We start from the raw sequence: 24,722 nt of genomic DNA on the forward strand, positions 1-24,722 counted from the left end.
AATTGCTAGTACGTAAGTACAAATACAAGGTGGCAATAAATGTATTATGTTAACAAGTGGAGTTATCATGAATGTTCCGTTACGATAACTGTTCATAAATCCGACGAAAATTAATAGCAAAAGGGGGATAGTACAACATTATATCTAAAAATAAGAAAAGACTTGAACGGAAATATCATTCATTTTTCTTGGTGTTCCGTATTCCATACACTTAAATAGGATGCATATTCTAATTCATCTGGATTCTCATGTAACATAGAAATGAATTCTAATTTATTTCCATCACAATCTAGAAAGTATACACTTGCAGCGGGCATCCACCTTTGGACAATTGGCTCTTGATTTCCTTTTCCTTGACTTCCTATCACTTCTATTCCACGTTCCTCTAACCACGCTTTAGAAGTCATTAAAGACTCTAAATTTACACCAAAAGCAAAATGTCTCGGCTCAAAGTCTTCGATATTATTTACTTCCCATAGTCCAAGCATTTGTTGTTTATTTTCTCCGACCCAAAAGAAAGCCACTCTTCTTTTGGAGAGTTTTCTTGCTAACGTTAATCCTAGCTTGTTTTGATAGAAATTTATTGCCTTTTCTAAATTTCTTACATGTAAATGAGTTTCGTATATGTTCTGTATTATTATGATCATTCCTTTCTTTATTGGTAACTACCAATTAAATAGTGAATGTAATTCTAAAGTTGAAATATGTATAAGCCTAGTAATGTACATCTATATCCGATATACCTATTTACTATTATATTGAAATTGGAATGTGATAAATCCCACTGAGGTAGTAAGTGTTTAAATGAACACTCTACTACTTTTGTAGGAGAGGGGATATATCTATTAAATTCAGATGAAATCATATTTAAATAATGAAAAACGCTATTCTTTTCGTAAGAATAGCGTTTTTTTATGTTTTTAAGTTGGTGGCCATAGGGTAGAATTTGAAAAATGAGGATTTACAAAGCTAAGAAGTTTAACTCCACAAAAAAATCGATTTCCTGTGGAGTTAAAGGAATCGACTTTTTTATTTACCTTGATGTATTAACGCAGCTGTTAACTTAATAGTAAATAAGTATAATCCACTATTTCTCCCAAAGTTCGATCAATCGACCTTCAGGATCCTTAATCCAAATAAACTTTCCAAATTCACTGATTTCTTCTTTCTTCTCAAGAGGTACACCAATATTCTCAAGATGCTTTATAGTCTCGTTTAGATTATGTACTTCGAAATTTAACATCACTTGTTGTTCTTTTGGAAAATAATTGTCATTATCTGTAAAGAAAGAAAAGATGGTCTCATTTCCTAACTGGGGTTTAATCACAGTTCCATTCCAATCTTCTATATCAAGTTTCAACACTTCACTGTACCATTTTTTTATAACATCAAGATTCTTAGTTCTCCAAAATATTCCTCCAAAACCTTTTATCATCGTATCTAACTCCTGTCTGTCTTTAAATATATATTAAATATATCAAAACAAAACAGTAATAGTAAGCAGAATCATCAACTTATGAATAGTAAAAATAGTAATTGTTAGTATTATAGTATTTACTACATTAACACTTTCTACAACATCATTGGCAGAACTTGAAATTTTGGGAAAGGTATAGAAATGCTCATTTTTCAACCCAAAGTTCACCTGAGCAATCCAGAACTTAAAGTGTTATAAATAATTCTTTCAATAGTAGGGGGAAATGAGAGAAGGAACGATAAAAGACCACACATGAAGTGAAACGCCACGTGTGGTCTTTTATGTATCGTCAAATATTACGAAGTCTCGCTAATTTTACTTTCACTATGAGTGTTAGTAGATATTCTTTTCTTAACTTTAAAGTGATAGTAGGTATAGCAAAAGATGATAAATGGTACAGTGCAATAGATTCCAAGTCGTTGTTCTGGGATAAAAATAAGACTGATTAATATAATGCCATACAATCCAAACCCAAGAATTGGTACGATTGGATAAAGTGGCGTTTTAAATTTTAAGTCTTCTAATTTTCCACCGTCTGCTAAATAATGTTTGCGGAAAAAGAATTGAGAAACACAAATTGACATCCAAACAATAATGGTAATGACTCCGGAATTTGAAATGAGCCATAAGTAAACCGTTTCAGCAGCTACTACGCTTGTCAAAAGAGAAAAAGCAGAAATAGCTATCGTCATGATTAAAGCGTTGAGAGGAATCCCACGTGATGATAATTTCTTTAAAAATGCTGGAGCCATTTCGTTTTTTGATAAAGACCAAAGCATTCGAGTAGCAGCATATAGTCCTGAGTTTGCAACAGAAAGAACAGCAGTAAGAATAACAAAGTTCATAATATCAGCTGCATATGGAATACCGATATTATCAAAAACAGCAACGAATGGGCTCTTTGTGAGTCCTGCTTCTTCCCAAGGAATTAAAGCAACAAGAACAAAGATTGCTAAGACGAAGAAAAACATTGTGCGCCATATAATATTTCTAATAGAACGAGGTAAAGTTTTTGCTGGATCTTCACTTTCACCTGCTGCGATTCCGACAAGTTCTGTACCTTGGAAGGAATAATTGACTGTAACCATTGTTAATAGAATAGCTGCAAGTCCATTTGGGAATAAACCACCATGATTTACGAAATTTGAAAGAAGCGGAGCTGGTTCGTCGCCTTTTAAATCAATAAAACCGAACATAGCGGCGCCACCAAGGATAATAAAAGCTATAATGGCAGATACTTTTATACTTGAAAACCAAAATTCTGTTTCTGCATAACTACGAGCAGATAATGCGTTAATAGTGAAGATTGTAACGCCAAATATTAAACACCAAACCCAAACAGGAATATCAGGAAACCAGCGCTGCATTGTAATACCGGCAGTTGTAAATTCAAGACCGGTTGTATTCGCCCAGCTTAACCAATACAACCATCCAATTGTAAAGCCAGTTGCAGGATTGATGAACTTAGTGGCATATTCCTGGAAAGAACCCGAAACAGGCATGGCTACAGCGAGTTCACCAAGACATAGCATAACGAAATACATTAATAATCCACCGGCCATAAAGGCAAGTACGGATCCACCAGGTCCAGCTTGACTTATAATAAGGCCAGATCCGTTAAATAACCCTGTTCCAATCACACCACCGAGTGCAATCATGAATAAGTGTCTACTTTTCATCGTACGTTTTAATTCATTGTTTGTATTGTTTACTTGCGCCATTGTTTTCCTCACTTTCTTAGTTGATAGAATAAAGTTTGATATTTTTCCGTATTATGGAATATATTCCGTGATGTGAAATCTTGTTATAATTTTCAGACAATTAAAAAGAAAAGTCAATATTTTTTTGTTTGCGTTTTCAATTCGTTGTTAGTGATATGCTTTTATTGTTAGAAAATTAAATAAATAGATTGATTTCATTTCGAATGTTTGCTAAATTGATAGTTAATTAAACGTACTAACATATTACGAGTAAAGTTGAGGCGAGTTATGGTACAGTCCATTGATCGAGCGATAAGTATTATTAAATTATTGAATTCTACAAATGAAAAAGAGTATTGGGCTATTTCTGATATAGCAGATGGAACCCATCTCCCGGTTAGTACAGTACATAGATTACTTAACTCTTTAATGGAGCATGGGTTAGTTACACAAATTCCAGAGACAAAACAGTACAGAATTGGACCAATGTGGATGGAAATAGGGTTACGTCAATTGGAGAAGGTAGACTATAGATCTGTTGCAAGAGAAGTGATGAAACGTTTGGCTGCTGAAGTGGAGGAAAGTGTCTATTTAAATATTCCAAACGGAACACATTCTATTATCATTGAAAGAATTGATAGTCCTTTAAAAATTCGAGTTATTGATAACTTAGGGGAACAAATTCCACTTTCAATTGGTGCCGCAAATAAAACGATGCTTGCCAATATGAAAACGAATGAAATGGAACATATTGTAGAAAATTTACTTTCTTCATTACCAGAACAAAAGCAAATTCTTCTTAATCAAATAAAGCAAATAAAAAATGAAGGATATGCTGTCAGTTATGGTGAAAAAACAGAAGGGACAGCTTCAGTAGCTGCACCTATTATCGGATTTAATCATAAAGTAGTAGGAGCATTAAGTGTTGGGTTAATTAGTCATCGTATTAATGATGATCGACTATCTTTTCTTATTAGCAAGGTAAAACAAGCGGCTCATGAAATATCAATAAAAATCGGCAGTACATCAGAACTATAATTTTGATAGCTGTCGTCATTTTTTATTCATATACTGGAATCTATTTTCATAATGCGGAAAAATAGGGGGATTTATATGTCAAAGTGGCAATCAAAAGAACAATTGATTCAATTATTAAGCGGTCTTGTTGAAATTCCTAGTATTACAGGTTCAGAAGCTGAAGTTATTTTGCCTGACTTTGTTGTAGAACAATTATCTGACTTACAGTATTTCAAAGAAAACCCGCACCATTTACAAAAAAATCCGACGGGGGACGGACGATATTTTGTTACAGCATTAGTAAAGAAAAGCGATAGTACAAAAAATACTGTAATTCTAGTAAGTCACTTTGATGTTGTAGATGTACAAGATTACGGAGTGTGGAAAGAAGATGCATTTAATCCTAAAAAGTTAACATCTATGTTTTATTCTCATAAAGATGAACTTCCAGACCATGTACGTGAAGATATAGAACATGGAGAATGGCTGTTTGGTAGAGGAACAATGGATATGAAATGCGGTCTAGCATTACAAATGGTAATGATTGAACAAGCATGTGAAGGAAGATTCGATGGGAATGTTCTTTTATTGGCTGTACCAGATGAAGAAGTGAATTCTGTAGGGATGAGGGCCGCTGTTCCGAGACTGTTAGATTTAGCAAGAGAGCATAACTTAGATTATAAAACGGTCTTAAACTCAGAGCCTATGTTTTCAAGACATCCTGGTGACCAAAATAAGTATATTTACACTGGCTCTATTGGTAAAGTGTTACCTGGATTTCTTTGCTACGGAAAAGAGACACATGTAGGTGAACCTTTTGCAGGGTTAAATGGGAGTTATATGGCTTCATTAATAACAGCAGAATTAGAGTTAAACACAGACCTTTGTGATATTGTAGAAGGGGAAGCGAGTCCTCCGCCAACTAACTTACTTCAAAGGGACTTAAAAGAGGATTATTCTGTACAAATTCCGCATCGTGCAGTCACATTATTTAATTTGTTTTTATTAGAAAAATCAATGACAGATGTAGTTTCATTGTTACGTCAAAAAGTAACGAAAGTAGCAGAGAAAATAGAAGAGTCGTATGAAAAACATGCATATCGTTTTTCTAAATATAATCCATTTATACCACCTAATCTCAAAGTAAATGTATTAACTTATGAAGAGCTTATCACATATGCAATTGAGCAACATGGACAAGAAAAAATAGATCATATTCAATCTAATATTATAAAAAATAGAGAGGATAAAGATGATCGTGCGGTAACGATTGATTTAGTAGATAAATTAGCGATTCTATGTAAAGAAAAGGCACCAATGATTGTACTTTTCTTCGCTCCGCCGTACTATCCAGCTGTGAGTTCACGCAACAATCCTTTAATAAAAGAGGTAGTTGTAGAAATGGAAAAGTATGCACACTACAATCATAAAATTACATTTGAAAACCAAAATTATTTTGGAGGAATTTCAGATTTAAGCTATGTAGGCTTGCAGTATCCACTGGATTCAATGAGTTCGCTTGTAGACAATATGCCATTATGGGATAAAGGTTATTCAATTCCGCTTCAGGAATTAGAAGAGTTTGATGTTTCAGTATTAAATATGGGGCCGGTAGGAAAAGATGCACATCAATGGACAGAACGTCTAGATGTAAACTACGCATTTGAAACACTATTAGATATGTTACCGAAATGCATTGAAAAATTATTAGTTTCTAATAAAATTACACAATCATAGTAGGGAATAGGTAAGGGATAAAACAGAACCTTTAAAGAAGATTCAAATGAAATTATTTTAATATAATTAAAAACCGAAACAGCCAAGCTCAATTATATATGAGTTTGGCCGTTTATCATGTAGTGAATTTCTAATTAAATTCATGTGAATTCATAGCTAACGTAATCTCTTTTATAGTTTTACTTTTTAGTTTGGCCAGATAGTTCAACAGACTTTTGCGTACAACGCTGCATTGCTGAAATAATCGCTGTTCGTAATCCTTTTTCCTCTAATGTTGCGACAGCTTCTATTGTCGTTCCGCCTGGAGAGCAAACCATATCTTTCAATTCACCTGGATGTATTCCTGTTTCCAGTACCATTTTTGCAGAGCCTAACACAGCTTGAGCAGCGAATTTATATGCTTGATTTCTTGGCATACCATCTAGTACAGCAGCATCTGCCATCGCTTCTATAATCATATATACATATGCTGGTGAAGAACCACTTACAGATGTTACAACATCCATTAGTTTTTCACTTACGATCTCTGTTTGACCAAAACTATTGAAAATGTTTAGTACATCTTCTAAATCTTTTTCTGTCACCATTTCATTAGGGCATAATGCAGACATTCCTTCTCCAACAAGAGCAGGAGTGTTAGGCATTACTCTTACAACTTTTAATTTTTTATTAAAGGCATTTTCAGTACTTTCAATACTTTTACCAGCAGCGATCGTAACGATGATAGCATCGTTTTTGATTACTTCTTTTATTTCATTAATTATTGATGCGTATAGGTCTGGTTTAATTGATAAAATTAAAATATCAGCATTTTTAGCTACTTTATTGTTGTCGGTAGTTGTAGTTAGCCCATATTTTTCACTAGCATTTTTTAAATTAGCAGTGTTTAAATCTGAACAAATAATATGATTTGAAGACACTATCTTTTTGTTTAGCATTCCGCCAATCATAGCCATCCCCATATTTCCGCATCCGATGAATCCAATTTGTTTGTCCATAATTACTCAATCTTGCTCCTTTTATAATAAATTATATCATTTTGAAATTGTTATTTTAGAATAACAATAACATCACCATGCAATATAAAGAAACATTCTAAGAGAATATATTCCTTTTTGCAACACTAAAAGATAAAAATCAATTACATTCAACATTCTGTAAATATATACACTATAACTTAAGGTTTTATATTTATGTATATGAGTTAAACTTATATCAATTTGTATTTTCATTCAGTAGGGCAATAATTTCATACAAGTCACTTGTGGCTCTATTTATTTTTTAAAATACCTCTTGACACCGAATCGAACTATATCGCATAATATAAAAAAATTAGATCGAAAATCGTTGAAGGGAATTAGTACATATGTCTTCTTGCGAAAGAGAGTGGAATTCACCGGCTGAAAGATTCCTCGTATAGAATGTATCGAACCTATCCCTGAGTCTTAAATGAAAGTTTAGGCGTTCGCCTGCGTTATAGGCACCAAGTGGATATCTATGTATATCAATTAAGGTGGTACCGCGGAACAATGACCGTTTCGTCCTTTTTATTTTATTAAGGGCGAAGCGGTCATTTTTATTTTGCTCTTAAATACTTCAATGCAGCATTGATGAGAATGGATATAGTTGCAAAGTGAATGAAGTGTAAACTATAAAAACTTTGATTTTAGACTTGGGGGATAAAAAGGTGAAAAAACAACGAATTGTTGTAAAGATTGGGAGTAGTTCCTTGGCAGATAGTCACGGAGGCATCTCTACAGAACAGCTTTCAGATCACGTTGCCGCATTGGCTCGGTTGAAAGAAGATGGGCACGAGGTTGTGTTAATTACATCTGGAGCCGTCGCTGCAGGTTTTTCAGCGCTAGGATATCCTAGCAGACCTGTAACGATTAAAGGGAAACAGGCTGCAGCAGCTGTCGGACAAAGTTTGTTAATGCAGGCGTACACGGAGGAATTCCGTAAATATCGCATCGTTACTGCGCAACTTTTGCTGACGAGAAGTGATTTTTCTAGAAAAGAACAATATAGTAATGCTTACGCTACGTTAGGAGAATTACTAAACCGTTCCGCTCTTCCAATTATTAATGAAAATGATTCCATCTCTTTAGAGGAGCTGACGTTCGGTGATAATGATATGCTGTCAGCTTTAGTAAGTGGACTTGTTTCGGCAGATACGCTCATGATCTTTACGGATGTGAACGGTTTATATGATAAAAATCCTCAGAAAAATGCGGATGCAAAAAAATATTATTTTCTTCCTGAAGTTACAGAAGAAATTTCTTCTCTTGCAGGAGATGCCGGCTCAAAACTTGGGACTGGCGGTATGAAATCAAAAATCGATGCTGCAAAGACAGCACTCTCTCTTGGTGTGAGTGTATTTATCGGAACAGGACGTGGACAGGAAAAGTTTGTAGATGTTTTGAAGGGTAAGGGTGATGGAACGTATGTCGGTAATGCTCCTCAAAAAGAAATGAAGATGAACAAGCAATGGATTGCCTTGCATTCGCTTGTTAGCGGACAAATCGAAGTAGATGCTGGGGCAGCTACTGCCATCATTCAGCATGGGAAGAGTTTACTTCCAGCTGGTGTTACGAATATATCAGGATTTTTCCAAGTGGGCGAAGTTGTAGAGGTTGTAACGCAACAAGGGCGCGTAATAGGAAAAGGACAATGCACATATAGTGCAGAGGAACTAAGAGATGTAAAAGGTATGCAAAGCCAAGATATTCAAGTAAGAGGCGAGAGACATAGTTATGAAGTCATCCATAGGAATCATTGGGTTTCACTTTAAAAAGGAGGAAATAAAAATGAATGAAGTGTCGGCAAAGGGGATAAAAGCAAAAGAGGTTGCTAGAGAACTTGTGCTTAAAACTACAGATCAAAAAAATGAAGCACTTGCTGCAATTGCTAATCAGCTGATAGTAGAAACAGCTTATATTTTAGAAGAAAACAAACGGGATATTGAAGAAGGTAAGGAGAAAGGATTTTCTCATTCACTCCTTGATCGCCTTTTGCTGAATGAACAGCGAATTGTTGATATGACAGAGGGTATTAAGCAGTTAATTGAATTCCGTGATCCTATTGGAGAATGTGTAAGTGCATGGGAACGGCCAAATGGACTATCTATTCAGGAGATGCGCGTACCACTTGGTGTTGTCGGAATGATTTATGAGGCAAGACCGAATGTAACTGTTGATGCTGCTACAATTTGTTTAAAAACAGGAAACGCAGTAATACTACGTGGTAGTTCTTCTGCTATCCATTCTAACAAAGCCATCGTTAGCGTTATTCACCGGGCGCTTAAGCAAACTAGCTTGCCTTCAGAAAGTGTACAGCTCATAGAAGATACAACGAGAGATAGTGCAAAACAGTTGTTTACATTGAACGAGTACTTGGATGTTCTTATACCAAGAGGCGGTAAACAATTAATTGATACAGTAGTGAGAGAAGCGTCTGTTCCAGTACTTGAAACAGGTGCGGGAAATTGTCATATATTCATTGATGAAACAGCAGATAAACAAATGGCGTTTAATATTATTATAAACGCAAAAACACAGCGTCCATCTGTATGTAATGCAATTGAGACGATTGTACTTCATGAGAATTGGGCAGAGCAATATGGTAGCGAGTTGTTTTCTTCCTTGAAGGAAAGAGGAGTGGAGCTACGTGGTGATAATAAAGCAGTGGCGATTGATCCTTCTATCTTACTTGCGACAGAAGAAGACTGGGAAACTGAGTTTTTATCTCTCACACTAGCAGTGAAAGTGGTTTCCACTGTTGAAGAAGCGATTCATCATATAAATACGTATGGATCTATGCATTCTGAAGCAATTATTACTGAAAACGAGGAAAACGTCAGCAAGTTTTTTACTTCTGTAGATGCCGCGGCACTTTATCATAATGCATCGACTCGTTTTACGGACGGATCCGAATTTGGATTCGGAGCGGAAATTGGTATCAGTACACAAAAGTTACACGTAAGAGGACCAATGGGGCTTCCGGCATTAACTTCCACAAAATATGTAATTCGTGGAAATGGACAAATTCGAAAATAATAATAAAAGACACTCAATTGGCTTGAGTGTCTTTTATTATAAAAATTATTTACCATACAAATAGCCCAACGAGCATAGCACTTAATAAAGAAACAGCCATCCCGCTAACAAGAAGCTTCCAAACATTTTTACCGATGACTGATGATTTTTCTCCGCCAAATAATGAATTGTAAGTTCCGTAAATCATACCTACTGTACTGAAGTTTGCAAAAGAAGCTAGAAATGTTGTTGCAACCGCAACCGTATGCGGTTGTAGCGACTTTAAGTTTGATTTTAAATCCATCATTGCAACAAATTCATTCGTCGTTATTTTGATCCCCATTAATTCAGCTACATACATAGCATCACTGCCTGATAAACCGAGTAAAAATGCAAAAGGACTAAAGATAATGGAGAAGATTTTTTGAATTGTTAACCCCGTTACAAAAAATCCTAAAATCCCATTTAAACATGCTGTTAAAGCTACATAACCAATTACCATAGCTAAAATAACGATAACCATATTCATCCCGACTAACATACTGTTTGAAATAGTAGAAAAGAAATCCTTTTTTTCATGTTTTGAAGGTGTGTAAACAACGTCTTCTTCTTTCGAAACTTCCACAGGATTTAATACATTGGCTAAAATTAATGCGTTAATACAGTTTAATGGGATTGCGCTGAAAATATATGTTGCTGGAACCATTGATAAATAAGCCCCAAGAATGGATCCGCTAACGCTACTCATACTCATAATTCCAAAAGTTAATAATCGATTTTCTTTTAAAACAGATAATTGATCACGAACAACCGCAAGTGCTTCGGTGTTTCCTAAAAACATCATTTGAATCGAAAAGAAACTTTCTAACTTTGGTAAACGAGAAATCTTTGAAATAACTGCACCTACTTTATCAATAATCCAAGTTAAGATTCCGAAATAAGAAAGAATATCGAAAAAAGTAATAACAAAAATGATAGGAAGTAACGCACTAAAGAAGAAATCAATGTGTGGACTGTCCATAGCTGAAGGAAATGCAAATCGAATACCTTCATTCGCACATGCTAGTAGCCAACTGAAAAATGACGCAATTTTATTAATGATAATACTGCCGAGCTTTGTGCCTAACATAAACCACGTAATAAAAAGCTCCAATAGGATGAGAATTACAATTGGCCTCCATTTTATATGTTTTTTATTAGGCGAACATAAGAAAACGATTAATATGACAACGAAAATCCCTAACATATTCAATATGAAATACATGTCAACAACTCCTTGAGGCTTATTATTTGTATATAAAAAAGCTCTTATTCTTCTTAATTTAGAATGAATGTGGTTTAATTTATATTTTTGTAAATTCTAAAAATATAGAAGGTAAAATTCGATAAAAATAGAATTTAATACATAGCAAACAAGGAGGGGGATAAAAATGGAGGTTTATCACATAACGAGTAGAAAGAGGGAAACTTATAACGTTCAAGTAAAGTATTCGATACTTTTCGAATGTGCACTTGGCATTGCAGCAATTACTCATAAAAGGTTAATTGATACACTTGAAAAGACTGAAAGTGAATGGGAAGGAATTAGACAATCATTAACAAATGAGATGAGAGAACACTTACAGTTTGTAGAAGAACATAATACGTGGAAAGCATTGCTTCAGTTGTTGTATGAAGAGGATTTTCAGGATTTATCGCAGTTTCATGCTAAAATCGATTCACTTTCAGAAGAAGATTTGAAGTATATATGTTTACCGTTTTTAGGAGAGAAGTATGAAGAGAAAAGACGTTTAGCTGCAACGGGAGTTGTATGTGCAATACACGAACTAAAGGAACTAACAGATGATCATCAGTTTTATTCTACTTATATTCGCTTTATATGTGATGTAGATGTACAAGTGCTGAAATCTCATTTAATTGCTGTTATGACAGGTTGGTATGAGAGTGTAATTAAGAAAGAGGAAGAAGAAATATTTTCTATATTAAAACGAGATTATGAAGCAAAAAATGAAATGAATAAAAAGATGAAGCCGGAAGAGTTTGTCGAATGGGCGACTGGCGGAGTGAACTATATGCCAGAGCCAAGTGTTCATCACGTACTTCTTATTCCGCAAATGACGTACAGACCGTGGAATATTGAAGCAGATATTGAAGATACGAAAGTATTTCATTATCCAGTTGCGAATGAAAGCATTCATCCCGAAGATCCGTATGAGCCGAATTATTTTTTAGTTCAAAAACATAAGGCTCTTGGGGATGAGGCGAGATTGCGAATTATAAAAATGTTGTTTGAAAAAGAACGTACATTACAGGAAATAACGGAAAGATTGCAGCTTGGTAAATCGACAGTACACCATCATTTGAAATTGTTACGTGCAGCGAAGTTAGTTGATATACATGACGGAAAGTATGTATTAAGGAAGAAAGCAGTACAGTCGTTAGCGAAAGAATTAGATGTATTTTTAAATAGATAATTTACAACGAGAATGTACATAAAGGGAGGAATTTAAGAGAAAAGTTGGTGAGCTATAGTGAAGAGTGTATTGAAAAATCGTTCTTTCTTTTTTATGTGGATTGGTAGTGCAATCTCAGAATTAGGAGGGGCTTTCGGAACGTTATGTAATTCAATTCTAGTATATGAGTTAACAGGATCGGAAATGGCTTTAAGTAGTATGTGGCTATTATACTTTATCCCATCTCTTATACTACAACTAATAAGTGGCCCATTTATTGATAAATGGAGCCGGAAGTGGATTATGATTTTTTCGCAATGGATGCGGGCTTCGGTTTTTTTACTGCCGTTAGTCATGTTACTTACTAACAGTATAGAAGTATGGCATGTGTATGTCGTACAAATAATAATCGGGCTTATTACGCCGCTGTATACACCTGCAAGTCAAGCAATTACACCGAGCATTGTAGGGAAAGAACAACTTCAAGATGCAAATGCGTACATTGATGGAATGACTCGTTTTATGATGTTTCTTGGGCCCGTATTAGCCGGAGTAGTCATTCATTTGATTGGAACAGAACTTACATTATCTTTCGTATGTATTTGTCTATTTGTTAGTGGTGCGTTATTACTTAATATAAAAGAAAAGAGAACAAAACAACCTATTCGGAAAACGTGGCTAGAACAGTTTCTTCGCGGTTTTACATATTTTTTCACAAAACCAGTTATTGTTTGGCTCGGTATATTTCTTACTTTCGTGCAATTTGGGGTTGGGGTAACGTTGGTTACAAATCTACCTTATATAAAAGATGAGCTTTCAGCGGGGTATGCGGAGTTTGGTTATTTTATGGCTGGTTTCCCACTTGGTTATGTAGTTGGATCTATACTAGTCGGAAAAGTAACGTATAAAAGCCGACGTATACTTATGCTTGGGGGATTGTTTATAGGAGGACTAACATACATTTCTCTAGGGTTCAATCATAGTATAGTAATTGCGGTGTTCATTGAAGTAGTTGCAGGCATTTGCATTGCCTTTTTCAATGTTCATAACACAACAATATGCCAACAAACAGTACCAAACAATATGATAGGACAAGTATTTTCGGTGCGATTATTTTTCATACGATCCGCTATGCCATTAGGTGTGTTAGTAGGGGGAATATTGAGTGAAATGTGGGGAGTAAGAGCACTATACTTTATTATCGGTTCAATTATATGTGTCACTTCTTTAATCGGAATCCTACTCCCATATTTCAAATTTTTAGATGGGGCAGTTGAAGAGAAAACAGCATAATTCGAAAAATTAAAACTTTATAATTGAAAATAATTATCATAATCAACTATAATAGAAGTATAGTAGTATTCGTATTACAATGAAGGAGTGGAATATATGTTTATCGAAACGAAAACATTTACAGTAAAAGAAGGTACATCAAATATAGTTGTAGAACGTTTTACTGGAGAAGGTATAATTGAAAAATTTGAAGGCTTTATCGACTTGAGTGTTCTTGTGAAAAAAGTAAGACGAGGAGACGAAGAAGTAGTCGTTATGATTCGCTGGGAATCTGAAGAAGCATGGAAAAACTGGGAAACAAGTGAAGAACATTTAGCAGGACATAGAGCGAGCCGTGGTAAACCAAAACCAGATCATATCATTAACGTTGATCACGCAGTTTACTATGTGAAATCATCGAAATCGGCTTATCAGCAGTCGTAATATATATGTAAAGGTAGAGGATATTTGTTTATTAATAAGCAAATATCCTCTTTTTTTGATTTATAGTAAAATATGGATGTGATATATGTTTTATTGTTTCGTTATAAATGGAGGTAAATGAAGTGAAGAAAATGTTTGGAGGTTACAAATGTTAGAAACACAAACATCTATTAAACATGAACAACATAAAAAATTAGTGCAAACAATAGTAGCTGAAATCTTATCAATAGATAAGGTAACTGGATGTATGCTTATCGGATCTGTCGCAAGAGGTGATGCATATCCTGATTCGGATTTAGACTTATATATTCTTTTAGAAGACGGACAAAAGAAGAAGTTTCATTCTGAAACGAGAGAGGAAATTTTAGTTGAATATAAGTATGCAGATGTTAATCAAATACAAGTAAACTTTAAAAACAATCCGATGGAACTATACTCATTTTTAGAAGGGGAAATTTTATTTGATAAAAGCGGTGAGTTAAAAAAGTTAAAGGAAATAGCTACATATGAATTTGAAAACTATCGTGTTTCTAGCGACAAAGTGAAAGGTATTTCTCATTGGTTGCATAGTTCGCTCATTAAAATTCAGTCTGCTTTGAAAGCACATGATGAGCTAAAGGCTTCATACATAGTTCATACGTCAACTTGGACATTGATAGAAGGGATATGGGCTATTAATAACAAACCTACACCGCCAGCTGGATCTGTTTTAAGGTATATTCAAGTGTTGCCTAATAAACCAATCCATTTGGAGGCATTACTTCATAAATTATTTTTAGGTGATACGACAGAGCGTATCTCTTCAGCAATCTTCTTGATTGAGTGGGTTTTACACAATTTAAAAAGTAAATAATGTGGCAATTTTATATAGGTCAATTAAAAATTCACGTCTAATGATTCATGTAATTGCATTCATTAAAAAAGCGTTCTAGGCTATAGAGAAAAATATTAGACTTATAAAGCATAGTCTTAGATGGAACGCTTGAATATCTTGCCTTACATATTTAAGGGTTATGAAAATGAGTCTATATCCCTTCTGTTTAAAAGGAGATGAGTACATGAAGCTGAATCATTTAAATTTATGTGTTGATGACTTATCAGAAGCGAGACATTTCTTTGAAACATTTTTTGATTTTCAATTTTTGGAACAAAAAGGGAAAGCACTTGTAGTTATGAGTGATGAGAGTGGATTTATACTTGTGCTAAGTGATCCAAAAGCATTTAAAGGGAATAAGGAAGTTACGTATCCAGAAGCTTTTCATATTGGTTTTTTAGTGGAAACTACAAATGAAGTAGATCAAGCGTATAATCGTTTAGTAGCAGGCGGCATTGAAATAGATAAGGAACCTTATTCGATGCGAGGTAGTAGTTATGGTTTTTATTTTACAGTATTTAATGGCTTATTAATTGAAGTGTCTTGTCTTGATTATAGAGAAGGTAAGAAAGTTTCAAAGCTTAATAGTAATCATCAAGAGTAATCATTTGAAGGTGTATATTTAGCCCCTTATCCAGTTTGGAAAGGGGCTTGTTTATTTTATTACCTTATTTATCTTACTATTTGTGGATTGATTATAGTCTCACCTTATTTGTCTATCTGAATTTCAAATTCAAGCACAGCTTGATCTTTCCTAAACGGCATACTGAGTTCTTTAAATCGTAAGCTTATTCCAGACAAATTATCAGGAAGGACAGGAGATATAACGAATTGATGATTCATATGTCCATCGGTGCCGTCACCACCTTCTGACCAGCAATCGTATGTATCATCTATTGATAATTGGAAGAAACTATGAGGCTTATTTTCAATAAAATCTTCATCCGTGGAATCCCAATCGCTATATAAATAAACCACACTAGCATTTGCATATTGCCGAATAAAAGTTACAGTATACATGACGCCATTATGTTCATAAGTTTTAAAAACAGGTACATGTTTTTTAAACTCAGTTGGTTCAACGCGAGGTTTAAATTCTTCTTCATCCATCATGGAAGAGAATAATGAGTTTAGATAGTCTGGATAAAATTCGTATTGCTTTGCCCATTTATAAATCGCTTCATCATGTGGAAAACCTGGGTCACCACCTGAAAGTTCTTTTCGTTCTTTTAATAGGGCGCAAATTTTTTCATCAATAGAGTATAAGCGTTCATCGTAATAATCGGTAGGACGTTCGAAAGTCATTCTTCGCATAATCATTCCTCCTTTACTTTATTTTAACAAAAAAGACAGACTAATAAATAGTCTGTCTTTTCACATTAATTCTTCACATCATCATAAAGTTCAAGTGCCTCTTTCACATTCAATCCATTTTTCACAATGCCATGTATCGCTTGGATCATCGCAGCTGGATGTTCGGATTGCCATATGTTTCGGCCCATGTCTACTCCAATTGCACCTTCTTGCAATGCATTGTACGTAATGTTTAATGCGTCTTCAATTGAATCTAGTTTTGGGCCGCCCGCGATGACGACTGGGGCAGGGCATGTGCTCGTTATTTTTTCGAATCCTTCGCAGTAATACGTTTTAATAATATCAGCACCCATTTCAACACATACGCGGGAAGCAAGTGCTAGAAAGCGAGCTTCACGTTTTTGTAATTCCTTTGCGACTGCGGTAATGCCGAGTACTGGTAGGCCGTAATCATGAGCTTCAGAAACTACATTTGCGAGATTTGTAACAGTTTGTGTTTCATAGTCTGATCCGACAAAAACAGAAACGCCAACGCCAATTGCGTTTTGCTTCACTGCTTCTTTCACAGGTGTAACAATTGTTTCATTCGCTAAATCTTTACCGACGACAGTAGCGCCGCCGGATACACGCATAACCATCGGTGTGCTGCAGTTTTCAGGAATGCAGGAGCTAAGTACACCGCGTGTTAAAAAGAGGGAGTCTGTATAAGGAAGTAAGTTTTTAACTGTTTCAAGTGGTTGTTCTAGCCCGTGAATTGGCCCTAAAAAGTAGCCGTGATCTATTGCTAACATAACCGCTCTACCATCAGGTAAAATTGTATTTAATCGATTTTTAAATCCCCAAGTCATTCAAAATCACTCCTTCGTTAATGTTGGATTTTCCGTTTGTACCGTATCTTTATTTGGTAAATGTGGTGACTTTATAAAAACAGCTTTAAAAGGTTTGTCAGAATGGTTAATTAGATAGTGAGATTCATGAGGGCGAACTTGCAGGACATCACCTTGTTTAATCGGAACTCTTTCGTTATTTACATAGAAGTCTATTTCACCTTCTAACGCATAAAAAACTTCTTCACACGTTGTATGGTAATGATTTTGAAACTCTTGCCCAGGCTGAATGACAACAAGACCAAGATCAATATTCGGGCCTTGTATTAAATATTTCGGCCCGTTATCACCGAAGCGATAGGAGAAATCATTTTCATTCGCTTTTAACATACAGTTCACTCCTTTATGTAAATGAGTTACAGTGCACCCGGCGCAATCCACATATGTGTTGTAAGTCCTTTATCAGCTAAAGCGAGCTGACTGCTATACACGGTTTTCCATGTTTCATAGAATTCCTTGTATAGCTCGTGATTTTCAGTGATTGGTTCAAATGTATTTTCCCACTGTACAAATTGTTCGGCAGTCTCTTCCATAGATGTATATATTCCAGCGCCAACTCCAGCAGCAATTGCAGTTCCTAAAGCAGCTGCTTCTTTCACAACGGGTACTTTTATAGGAATGCCGAGTACGTCTGATAGAATTTGTGGCCATAGTTTCCCTTTAGCGGCACCGCCAGCAAAAATGACTTCAGAAGGGAATGTACCAGTAAGATTTTCAATTAGTTTTAAGTTTCCAAGTGTAACGAAGGCGGCATTTTCTTCAATAGCACGGAACATTTCTTTTTTTCCGCATTTGTCAGCGTCTAAACTTAAATTTAAGAATGAAGGTGCGGCATGACGCCAAGAAATGTAGTTCATAACGTTTGAAAAAGTAGGGATAATACCATATGAACCGACAGGTACGTCTTTCGCTTGTTCTTCTAATAATTCATAAGCGTCTACACCGAGTTTTTCAGCGAGCTTTTTTTCTTCTTGGCAAAAAGCGTCTCGAAACCAACGCATAACGAGGCCAGGGAAAAAGGCAATCGTTTCATATTGCCAAAGGTTCGGAACGACGTGACAATTTACTCGAATTGCAGCATTTGGATCCGTTGTTGACTCTGTAATATTCACTTCCTGTTGCCAAAAGCTGCCGCCGCATATTAAAGTTTGATTTGGTTTTACGGCTCCAGTCCCGAGTGCTGCCATTTGAGCATCACCGCCGCCAGCGACGACAGGAATTCCTTCAAGTAAACCAGTTAGTGCTGCACACTCTTTTGTAACATTACCAATCACAGTGCCAGCTTCATTTACTTTTGGTGAAAATGGCAACGTTATACCACATTCTTTAGCGACTTCGTTATCCCAATTTCTATTTTGTAAATCAAAGATTCCGGACGTACAACCGTTGGAAGGATCGATTTGCAGTACGCCGCTTAATTTATACAAAATCCAATCATTTAACATCGTAAAGGATTGAATATTGTTGTAGACGTCTGGTTCATGTTTTTTAATCCAAAGTAGACGTGGTAAAGCACCCAATGAAAAAGTTTGCCCAGATTTTCTGTATAAATCTTCTTCAAGATGTGAGCGGATTTCTTTTAGCTCATTAACTTCAGCGGATGCACGGCCATCAACATTTGCACATGCCCATATTTCTTGCCCATTTTTATCATATAAAACAAAACCTTCTCGCATACTTGTAGCGCTAATAGCTTGAATAGAAGAGGGAAGTATATTACTTTTTTGCAGAACTTCTTTCGTACACTGTTGTACAAGTTGCCAGTTTTCTTCTACATCAAAATTCATAGAACCGGGGTAACGAGGATCAGTTTTATGAACCCATTCTTTTTGACTTACTGCAATTTGATTGCCATGTAAATCAAAAAGAACAGCTCGAATGCTTCCTGTACCAGCATCGAAAGCTAATAAAGTAGACATTAAGAATCACCTTCCTTTCTTAATAAGGAGAGCGCAGTTTCTTCATCAGTAATTAATGTATGAATAAATTTCCCTTTTAAAGCCCCATAAATGGCATCTATCTTTTGAGTACCTCCAGCCACACCAATGACATGCTTCATACTGCGAAGAATCGTAAGTGGTGTGCCAATTAGACGATTATGATGCGAGAGCTCTAATAAATCACCATTCGTATTATAAAACTGTCCTAAAATATCGCCCGCCCCGTTTTGACTTCGAATATATGTCATTTCACGTAGCGTTAATTTTTCTTCTTTTACAATCGTTGCGTCTTGAGATAACCCGCCAATACCGACAACTGCCGTATGTGCAAGTGAAGCGACATGAAGCATATCTTTTACACTCGGTTCTGATAAAATACTTTGTGCCATTTCAGTAGAAGATGCTAGAAAAGGAGTAGGAATAATATGAAGATCACCTTGCATGTAGTGTAAATAGTTTTGTTTTCTTGGGAGATAGTGGTTTACTCCGCCTGTTAGCGTTACGAATGAAATATTAATAGAACTTTCAAAATGAATGTTTTCTAGCATTTTACTTATCGTTTCACCCCAGCCGATGCCGAGTAAATCACCTTGTTGGAGATGAGTCTCTAAATATTGTGCAGCGGCTTTTCCAAGAGAAGTAGCATAATTGTTTATTGGAGTAGCGATAATGAAGGCATCTTTTAAGTGGAACTTTTTCATTAAGTCACGTTCAATGCTCAAGCAATGCAAACCGGTCCCTTTTACGTGAAATGTAACGATACCTTCACTGCGTGCCTTATCTAATAACCGGACGACTTTATTTCTTGAAATATGAAGAAGTGAAGCAATCTCTTGTTGTGTTAATTGATCTTTATAATAGTACCAAGCTACTTTCGTTAATAAATTTTCTTCGAAGTTCAGCTGTGACATACTCTTCATCCCTTTCAACAATTGACCAATGCTTAAACATATGTGTCACATATTTTGTTTATTCCAGTTGAAACGATTAATAGTACATTGAAAAAAGTGTTCTAGATATGAAAAAAGGAATATACAATGCTACAAAACAAGTAGAACAAATAATCATTTTCTCAAAAAATGTTCTGGATAAAGGCAGGTGACATCATGTGGAGAATGTGCCCTTATTACAAGTGAAGAAAATGAGTAAGGCGTTTTCAAATCAACTTGTGCTAAAGGAAGTGAACTTACAAGTAGAGCATGGTGATATATACGCTTTAGTTGGGGGCAATGGCGCCGGGAAATCGACATTAATGAAAATATTAACGGGGTATATTCGTATGATAGTGGAGAAATGTATGTGAAAGGAAAGAGACAGCAGTTTGCAAATCCAAAAGAAGCACACCAAGAAGGGATTTATTTAATACCACAAGAACCGCTCATTTTTCCGCATATGACCATTGAAGAAAATATATGTATTGGATTAAAGGGGAATAGAAAGAAACTAAAAGTAAAAGTTCAGCAATTAATTGACAGTTTAAGTTGGGATATTGATCTTAATGAACAGGGAGGATCGTTATCTATTGCGCAGCAACAGTTAGTAGAAATCATTAGAGGGTTAATACGGGACGCTGAGATTCTTATTTTAGATGAGCCAACATCGACATTAACAACTCATGAAATTAAGAGTCTTTTTGTGCTGATGAAAAGTTTGCAAGAAAAAGGAATTGGAATGATCTACATTACACATCGTTTTCCAGAAATCTTTGAAATCTCCAATAAAGTAGCGATATTACGTGATGGAACAATTGTGAGTCAAGGGGATGTAGGTGACTATACATATGACATGCTGATGGAGGGGCTATTGCCAAAAGGATATAAACAGAAAGAAAAAAGAGAAATAGTTCAAGAGACAGAAAGAACGAAAAAAATATTAGAAGTAAAGAATTTAACTAGTCAAACATTCGGGAATATATCATTCACTGTACATGCTGGAGAGATTGTGGGTATTGCTGGCATTGTTGGATCAGGTAGAACGGAATTAGCGGAAGCAATATTCGGATTGAAAGCTATAAAATCAGGTTCTATTTTATTAGAAGGAAAAGCAATTGATACATGTTCTTTGCATAATAGACTAAGCGAAGGGCTCGTTTATGTGCCGGAAGATAGGGCGAGAAATGGAATCTTCTCAATTGTATCTGTCAAAGAAAATGTTACTGCAGCATGTTTACAGTACAATAATCGCTTTTTTATTAACCGAGAAAAAGAAAGCGCTTTAGTGAAGTCGTTTATAGAAAAGTTCCGAATTGTTGTACCAAGTATGAATGAAGAACTTACATCTTTATCGGGAGGTAATCAGCAAAAAGTCGTGCTTGCGAAATATCTCGCGTGTAATCCAAAAATTATTATTCTTGATGAACCAACTCGCGGAATTGATGCAAAAGCAAGGCTTGAAGTGTATGAGACGATAGAAAAAATGAAAAGAGAAGGACTCGCCATATTATTCATTTCTTCAGACGTTGAGGAAATTGTCCAATTAGCTAACCGTGTATACGTCATGCGAAATGGTCAATTTGTTTCTCATTTGGAGAAAGAACAAATAAGTGTAGAAGAAGTTACACGTCTTGCATACGGAGGTGTAACGGAATGAAACGTATGTATAAAATGCACGAAACGTCTATCATACTGTTACTACTAATTTATATAGCCATTGTCGGTATAATAAATCCTAGTTTTGTTCAGTTTAACTCGTTATCTTTAATGATGAAATCAAGCGTTATTTTAGTCGTTCTAGCAATTGGCCAATCGTTCGTTTTATTTACGAAAAATATAGACGTATCAGTTGGCTCAATTATGGGATTAAGCGCGGCAGTTTGCGGGATGTTGTTAACGAACGGGTATAATGCATTCTTGTCAATTTTTACTGCTGTAATGCTTGGTGCTATTATCGGTTTCATAAACGGGATTGGCGTTGCAAAGTTTCGGGTACCAGCCATTATTATGACATTAGGGATGCTAGGAATTGTTAGAGGTGCAATGTTAATCTTCACAGGCGGGAAGTGGATTGAAGATATTCCAAATAATTTTAAGAAACTTTCATCTATCGTCATACTCGGTCTGCCGATAACTGTATGGGGTGTTTTTATGATTTTATTACTACTATATTTCTTTTTAAGGAAAGTACCATACGGAAGATACTTTTATGCGGTAGGTGACAATGAAGATGGTGCGAGACTCATTGGTATACCTGTTAATCAAGTGAAGATAAATGCGTTTATTGTATCGGGCATAAGTGCGGCAATCGCTGGTTGCATATTTGTTATGAATATCGGGTTCGTTCCAAATCAAACTGGTACAGGAATAGAACTACAGGTGATTGCAGCTGCTGTGCTAGGAGGAATTCATCTAAAAGGAGGAACAGGTTCTATATTTGGAGCCGCATTAGGAGCATTGTTTTTAGAAGCGATAAGCAGTTCACTTGTCTTTTTAAAAATACCAGCATTTTGGAATAATGCTATTTCAGGTTTTTTACTATTACTTATTATCATATTAGATAGCGTCATGAAGAAGTGCAAAGCAGAAAGGAGAATGAATCTATGAAGTATTTTTACAGATGGGAAGGTGTTTTAATCATATTACTTCTTATAGAATTCATTCTCTTTAGTTTTATAAACAGCGATTTCTTAAATATTAGTAATCTCCTTTTTAGTACAAATGATTTCCTATTTATCGCAATTGCGGCGATACCAATGACTTTCGTTATTGTAACAGGAGGAATTGATGTATCGGTCGGATCAATAATGGGGCTCACTTCGATCTTGATTGGTGTACTTTGGATGAACGGAATACCTATTTTGTTTGCTGTCATAATTGCCCTAATAATTAGTTGTTTAGCAGGCGCTTTAAACGGACTCATTATAAAAATGACAGATGTAGAACCACTCGTCGTTACACTCGGAACGATGTTTTTATACGGAGGAATTGCACTCGTCATTTCAGGAGGAGCAGGTGCTTCTGGGTATGAAGGAATAAGCGGTTTACCTGACACATTTGTACAAATGGCAAACGGTAGTTTTATAGGAATACCGAATTTATTATGGCTACTGATCGTATTAACAGTTTTATATACTGTATTATTTCACCGAACTATATACGGGCGCCATGTAAAATTAACAGGTGCGAACGAAAATACAGCAAAATACACCGGGATTAAGACGAAGAAAGTAGTAATCATTGCTTACATACTTTCTGGGTTAGGAGGTGGATTAGGGGGAGCTTTCTTAACTGCATATTTCGGTTCTGCACGTGCTGATATAGGAAGCGAAACAATATTACCAATCATTACAGCAGTCGTATTAGGCGGGACACTTATTACAGGTGGAAAAGGAAGTATTTTCGGTACTGTACTGGCAAGTATTTTTATAGGGCTTATGCAATATGGCCTACAAATGACAGGCTTAACAAATGAACAATCAAATGTCGTAATAGGTATTATCCTTATTCTTTCAGTTATTATGAGACATTTCAAATTACATCAATTCTTAGTGGGGAAAAGACAGAGTTTGCATAAGGGGGAAATGTCATGAAGAGAAAACTAGGGATTGTATTGATTGTATGTATTTGCTTAATAGGTTTAATAGCTTGTTCCAGTCAAACGGCAGATAAGAAAAAAGCGGATGATGTGAAATTTGCATTTATCCCGAAATTAACAGGAGTGGGCTTCTTTACATCGGGAGGTGAAGGAGCAAAGGAGATGGGAGAGAAGCTAGGCGTACAAGTGAAATATGATGGGCCGTCTGAAGCGAGTGTATCAGGGCAAGTAAAGTATATAAATAATTTTATTAACCAAAACTATGATGCACTTATGGTTTCCTCTACATCAGTTGATGGTTTATCGCAATCACTACAACGTGCTAAGAAAAAAGGAATGACCGTCTTAACGTGGGATTCTGATGTGAATCCGAAAGACCGTTCTTTTTATATCAGCCAAGGAACACCAGACCAACTTGCTAACTTATTAATTGAAATGACTTCTAAGCAAATTGGAGATAAAGGAAAAGTAGCCTTCTTTTACTCTAGTCCAACAGTAACGGATCAAAACCAATGGGTAACGAAAGCGAAAGAAATTATTAAAAAGAAATATCCGAACTGGGAAATTGTAACGACGCAGTACGGGGAAAATAATGCACAAAAATCTTTATCCGTAGGGGAGAACATATTAAAAACGTATCCAGATATTAACGCAGTTATTTGTCCAGATGCAACAGCACTCCCAGCCATGGCGCAAGCAGCTGAAAACTTAAAAATGGATAAAAAAATAGTGGTAACTGGATTTTCTACACCGAACGTTATGCGTGATTATGTAAAACGAGGAACAGTACAACAATTCGGATTATGGGATGTCAAACAGCAAGGTGCGTTGGCAACTTATGTAGCAAATGAAATTGTTGTAAAAGGAAAGAAGTTAAAAGTAGGGGATAGCTTTGAAGTAAAAGGAATCGGAAAAGTGAAAGTAGAGCCAAACTCCATTCAAGGATATGATTATGAGGCAGAAGGGAACGGAATTATCGTATTACCAGAACGAGTTGTATTTACGAAAGATAATATTGATAAGTATAATTTTTAGTAGACAAA

General features: G+C 35.6%; 22 protein-coding genes, 1 pseudogene and 1 other annotated feature. Of the genes and pseudogenes, 13 read left to right on the top strand and 10 right to left on the bottom strand.

Annotated elements, in window-relative coordinates; all coding sequences use genetic code 11:
• Nucleotides 1-179 precede the first annotated feature (179 nt).
• From C4S65_RS10615 to C4S65_RS10630, 3 genes are all read right to left on the bottom strand, one after another.
• On the bottom strand, nucleotides 180-638 hold the full coding sequence (locus C4S65_RS10615) for a VOC family protein (RefSeq protein WP_029442645.1): 459 nt from the start codon (nucleotides 636-638) through the stop codon (nucleotides 180-182).
• Nucleotides 639-1,087: 449 nt separating this feature from the next.
• Nucleotides 1,088-1,435 (bottom strand): glyoxalase, encoded by a 348-nt coding sequence (locus tag C4S65_RS10625; RefSeq protein ID WP_098838288.1) that lies wholly within the window; start codon nucleotides 1,433-1,435, stop codon nucleotides 1,088-1,090.
• A gap of 338 nt (nucleotides 1,436-1,773) precedes the next feature.
• On the bottom strand, nucleotides 1,774-3,198 hold the full coding sequence (locus C4S65_RS10630) for an amino acid permease (RefSeq protein WP_103945217.1): 1,425 nt from the start codon (nucleotides 3,196-3,198) through the stop codon (nucleotides 1,774-1,776).
• A 267-nt stretch (nucleotides 3,199-3,465) separates the two neighbouring features.
• Here C4S65_RS10630 and C4S65_RS10640 point away from each other — a divergent pair, with 267 nt between their 5' ends.
• Nucleotides 3,466-4,215, top strand: a complete 750-nt coding sequence (locus C4S65_RS10640; RefSeq protein WP_086407406.1) for an IclR family transcriptional regulator — start codon at nucleotides 3,466-3,468, stop codon at nucleotides 4,213-4,215.
• 51 nt (nucleotides 4,216-4,266) lie between these two features.
• Nucleotides 4,267-5,931 (top strand): M20 family metallopeptidase, encoded by a 1,665-nt coding sequence (locus tag C4S65_RS10645; RefSeq protein WP_141551079.1) that lies wholly within the window; start codon nucleotides 4,267-4,269, stop codon nucleotides 5,929-5,931.
• Between the two features lie 179 nt (nucleotides 5,932-6,110).
• Here the strand turns inward: C4S65_RS10645 and proC are convergent, their stop codons facing one another.
• Nucleotides 6,111-6,929 carry a pyrroline-5-carboxylate reductase gene (gene proC, locus C4S65_RS10650; RefSeq protein WP_000360732.1) on the bottom strand — a complete coding sequence of 273 codons (819 nt, stop codon included), beginning with the start codon at nucleotides 6,927-6,929 and terminating at the stop codon, nucleotides 6,111-6,113.
• A gap of 340 nt (nucleotides 6,930-7,269) precedes the next feature.
• Nucleotides 7,270-7,480, top strand: a binding site (T-box leader).
• Between the two features lie 138 nt (nucleotides 7,481-7,618).
• On the opposite strand from proC, the gene proB reads away from it, so the two are divergent.
• Together proB and C4S65_RS10665 are read left to right on the top strand one after the other, a co-directional pair.
• Entirely contained in the window at nucleotides 7,619-8,722 is a 1,104-nt protein-coding gene (gene proB / locus C4S65_RS10660; protein ID WP_000744737.1) for a glutamate 5-kinase, read from the top strand.
• 16 nt (nucleotides 8,723-8,738) lie between these two features.
• Complete coding sequence (locus tag C4S65_RS10665) at nucleotides 8,739-9,986, top strand: glutamate-5-semialdehyde dehydrogenase (protein WP_001006802.1); 1,248 nt, start codon at nucleotides 8,739-8,741, stop codon at nucleotides 9,984-9,986.
• 49 nt (nucleotides 9,987-10,035) lie between these two features.
• On the opposite strand, the gene C4S65_RS10670 is transcribed toward C4S65_RS10665, so the two are convergent.
• The gene (locus C4S65_RS10670) at nucleotides 10,036-11,229 is read right to left on the bottom strand and encodes a nucleoside transporter C-terminal domain-containing protein (RefSeq protein WP_086407408.1); all 1,194 of its coding nucleotides are present in this window, start codon (nucleotides 11,227-11,229) and stop codon (nucleotides 10,036-10,038) included.
• 166 nt (nucleotides 11,230-11,395) lie between these two features.
• Between C4S65_RS10670 and C4S65_RS10675 the strand changes: the two genes are divergently transcribed.
• From C4S65_RS10675 to C4S65_RS10695, 5 genes are all read left to right on the top strand, one after another.
• Nucleotides 11,396-12,439: a metalloregulator ArsR/SmtB family transcription factor gene (locus C4S65_RS10675; protein WP_086407409.1), complete on the top strand. Its 1,044-nt coding sequence runs from the start codon at nucleotides 11,396-11,398 to the stop codon at nucleotides 12,437-12,439.
• Between the two features lie 57 nt (nucleotides 12,440-12,496).
• Nucleotides 12,497-13,711, top strand: a complete 1,215-nt coding sequence (locus C4S65_RS10680; protein ID WP_086407410.1) for an MFS transporter — start codon at nucleotides 12,497-12,499, stop codon at nucleotides 13,709-13,711.
• A 96-nt stretch (nucleotides 13,712-13,807) separates the two neighbouring features.
• Nucleotides 13,808-14,134 (top strand): heme-degrading monooxygenase HmoA, encoded by a 327-nt coding sequence (gene hmoA / locus C4S65_RS10685; protein ID WP_070806328.1) that lies wholly within the window; start codon nucleotides 13,808-13,810, stop codon nucleotides 14,132-14,134.
• A 148-nt stretch (nucleotides 14,135-14,282) separates the two neighbouring features.
• A complete protein-coding gene (locus C4S65_RS10690) occupies nucleotides 14,283-14,987 on the top strand; it encodes a nucleotidyltransferase domain-containing protein (RefSeq protein WP_000894819.1) in 705 nt (234 codons plus the stop codon).
• Between the two features lie 205 nt (nucleotides 14,988-15,192).
• Nucleotides 15,193-15,612, top strand: a complete 420-nt coding sequence (locus C4S65_RS10695; RefSeq protein ID WP_086407412.1) for a VOC family protein — start codon at nucleotides 15,193-15,195, stop codon at nucleotides 15,610-15,612.
• A gap of 104 nt (nucleotides 15,613-15,716) precedes the next feature.
• Here C4S65_RS10695 and C4S65_RS10700 read toward each other — a convergent pair whose 3' ends face one another.
• From C4S65_RS10700 to C4S65_RS10720, 5 genes are all read right to left on the bottom strand, one after another.
• Nucleotides 15,717-16,322 (bottom strand): hypothetical protein, encoded by a 606-nt coding sequence (locus tag C4S65_RS10700; RefSeq protein WP_140337988.1) that lies wholly within the window; start codon nucleotides 16,320-16,322, stop codon nucleotides 15,717-15,719.
• Between the two features lie 65 nt (nucleotides 16,323-16,387).
• The gene (gene lsrF / locus C4S65_RS10705) at nucleotides 16,388-17,170 is read right to left on the bottom strand and encodes a 3-hydroxy-5-phosphonooxypentane-2,4-dione thiolase (RefSeq protein WP_000219782.1); all 783 of its coding nucleotides are present in this window, start codon (nucleotides 17,168-17,170) and stop codon (nucleotides 16,388-16,390) included.
• A 6-nt stretch (nucleotides 17,171-17,176) separates the two neighbouring features.
• Nucleotides 17,177-17,539, bottom strand: coding sequence for a cupin domain-containing protein (locus C4S65_RS10710; protein WP_000909986.1), 363 nt, complete (start codon nucleotides 17,537-17,539; stop codon nucleotides 17,177-17,179).
• Between the two features lie 26 nt (nucleotides 17,540-17,565).
• The gene (lsrK, locus tag C4S65_RS10715) at nucleotides 17,566-19,128 is read right to left on the bottom strand and encodes an autoinducer-2 kinase (protein WP_086407414.1); all 1,563 of its coding nucleotides are present in this window, start codon (nucleotides 19,126-19,128) and stop codon (nucleotides 17,566-17,568) included.
• Nucleotides 19,128-20,078: a sugar-binding transcriptional regulator gene (locus tag C4S65_RS10720; RefSeq protein WP_142391530.1), complete on the bottom strand. Its 951-nt coding sequence runs from the start codon at nucleotides 20,076-20,078 to the stop codon at nucleotides 19,128-19,130. Before C4S65_RS10720 ends, lsrK begins: the two co-directional genes overlap by 1 nt.
• A 179-nt stretch (nucleotides 20,079-20,257) precedes the next feature.
• On the opposite strand from C4S65_RS10720, the pseudogene C4S65_RS10725 reads away from it, so the two are divergent.
• From C4S65_RS10725 to lsrB, 4 genes and pseudogenes are all read left to right on the top strand, one after another.
• Nucleotides 20,258-21,738, top strand: a pseudogene (locus C4S65_RS10725) (sugar ABC transporter ATP-binding protein).
• Nucleotides 21,735-22,688 (top strand): sugar ABC transporter permease, encoded by a 954-nt coding sequence (locus C4S65_RS10730; RefSeq protein ID WP_098838286.1) that lies wholly within the window; start codon nucleotides 21,735-21,737, stop codon nucleotides 22,686-22,688. The pseudogene C4S65_RS10725 and the gene C4S65_RS10730 overlap by 4 nt, the downstream one beginning before the upstream one ends.
• Nucleotides 22,685-23,674, top strand: coding sequence for an autoinducer 2 import system permease LsrD (locus C4S65_RS10735; protein ID WP_142391529.1), 990 nt, complete (start codon nucleotides 22,685-22,687; stop codon nucleotides 23,672-23,674). Before C4S65_RS10730 ends, C4S65_RS10735 begins: the two co-directional genes overlap by 4 nt.
• A complete protein-coding gene (gene lsrB, locus C4S65_RS10740; protein WP_097888500.1) occupies nucleotides 23,671-24,714 on the top strand; it encodes an autoinducer 2 ABC transporter substrate-binding protein LsrB in 1,044 nt (347 codons plus the stop codon). Before C4S65_RS10735 ends, lsrB begins: the two co-directional genes overlap by 4 nt.
• Nucleotides 24,715-24,722: the final 8 nt, after the last annotated feature.

The sequence above is a fragment of the Bacillus sp. ok061 genome (assembly GCF_900108285.1).
In the GTDB taxonomy this organism is placed as follows: Bacteria; Bacillota; Bacilli; order Bacillales; family Bacillaceae_G; genus Bacillus_A; species Bacillus_A thuringiensis_S.

What these genes read in the sequence shown, in the direction of transcription:
- C4S65_RS10625 (WP_098838288.1), bottom strand. Translation starts at nt 1,435, where the DNA reads ATGATAAAAGGTTTTGGAGGAATATTTTGGAGAACTAAGAATCTTGAT.
- C4S65_RS10630 (WP_103945217.1), bottom strand. Translation starts at nt 3,198, where the DNA reads ATGGCGCAAGTAAACAATACAAACAATGAATTAAAACGTACGATGAAA.
- C4S65_RS10640 (WP_086407406.1), top strand. Translation starts at nt 3,466, where the DNA reads ATGGTACAGTCCATTGATCGAGCGATAAGTATTATTAAATTATTGAAT.
- C4S65_RS10645 (WP_141551079.1), top strand. Translation starts at nt 4,267, where the DNA reads ATGCGGAAAAATAGGGGGATTTATATGTCAAAGTGGCAATCAAAAGAA.
- proC (WP_000360732.1), bottom strand. Translation starts at nt 6,929, where the DNA reads ATGGACAAACAAATTGGATTCATCGGATGCGGAAATATGGGGATGGCT.
- C4S65_RS10665 (WP_001006802.1), top strand. Translation starts at nt 8,739, where the DNA reads ATGAATGAAGTGTCGGCAAAGGGGATAAAAGCAAAAGAGGTTGCTAGA.
- C4S65_RS10670 (WP_086407408.1), bottom strand. Translation starts at nt 11,229, where the DNA reads ATGTATTTCATATTGAATATGTTAGGGATTTTCGTTGTCATATTAATC.
- C4S65_RS10675 (WP_086407409.1), top strand. Translation starts at nt 11,396, where the DNA reads ATGGAGGTTTATCACATAACGAGTAGAAAGAGGGAAACTTATAACGTT.
- hmoA (WP_070806328.1), top strand. Translation starts at nt 13,808, where the DNA reads ATGTTTATCGAAACGAAAACATTTACAGTAAAAGAAGGTACATCAAAT.
- C4S65_RS10690 (WP_000894819.1), top strand. Translation starts at nt 14,283, where the DNA reads ATGTTAGAAACACAAACATCTATTAAACATGAACAACATAAAAAATTA.
- C4S65_RS10695 (WP_086407412.1), top strand. Translation starts at nt 15,193, where the DNA reads ATGAAGCTGAATCATTTAAATTTATGTGTTGATGACTTATCAGAAGCG.
- C4S65_RS10700 (WP_140337988.1), bottom strand. Translation starts at nt 16,322, where the DNA reads ATGCGAAGAATGACTTTCGAACGTCCTACCGATTATTACGATGAACGC.
- lsrF (WP_000219782.1), bottom strand. Translation starts at nt 17,170, where the DNA reads ATGACTTGGGGATTTAAAAATCGATTAAATACAATTTTACCTGATGGT.
- C4S65_RS10710 (WP_000909986.1), bottom strand. Translation starts at nt 17,539, where the DNA reads ATGTTAAAAGCGAATGAAAATGATTTCTCCTATCGCTTCGGTGATAAC.
- lsrK (WP_086407414.1), bottom strand. Translation starts at nt 19,128, where the DNA reads ATGTCTACTTTATTAGCTTTCGATGCTGGTACAGGAAGCATTCGAGCT.
- C4S65_RS10730 (WP_098838286.1), top strand. Translation starts at nt 21,735, where the DNA reads ATGAAACGTATGTATAAAATGCACGAAACGTCTATCATACTGTTACTA.
- C4S65_RS10735 (WP_142391529.1), top strand. Translation starts at nt 22,685, where the DNA reads ATGAAGTATTTTTACAGATGGGAAGGTGTTTTAATCATATTACTTCTT.
- lsrB (WP_097888500.1), top strand. Translation starts at nt 23,671, where the DNA reads ATGAAGAGAAAACTAGGGATTGTATTGATTGTATGTATTTGCTTAATA.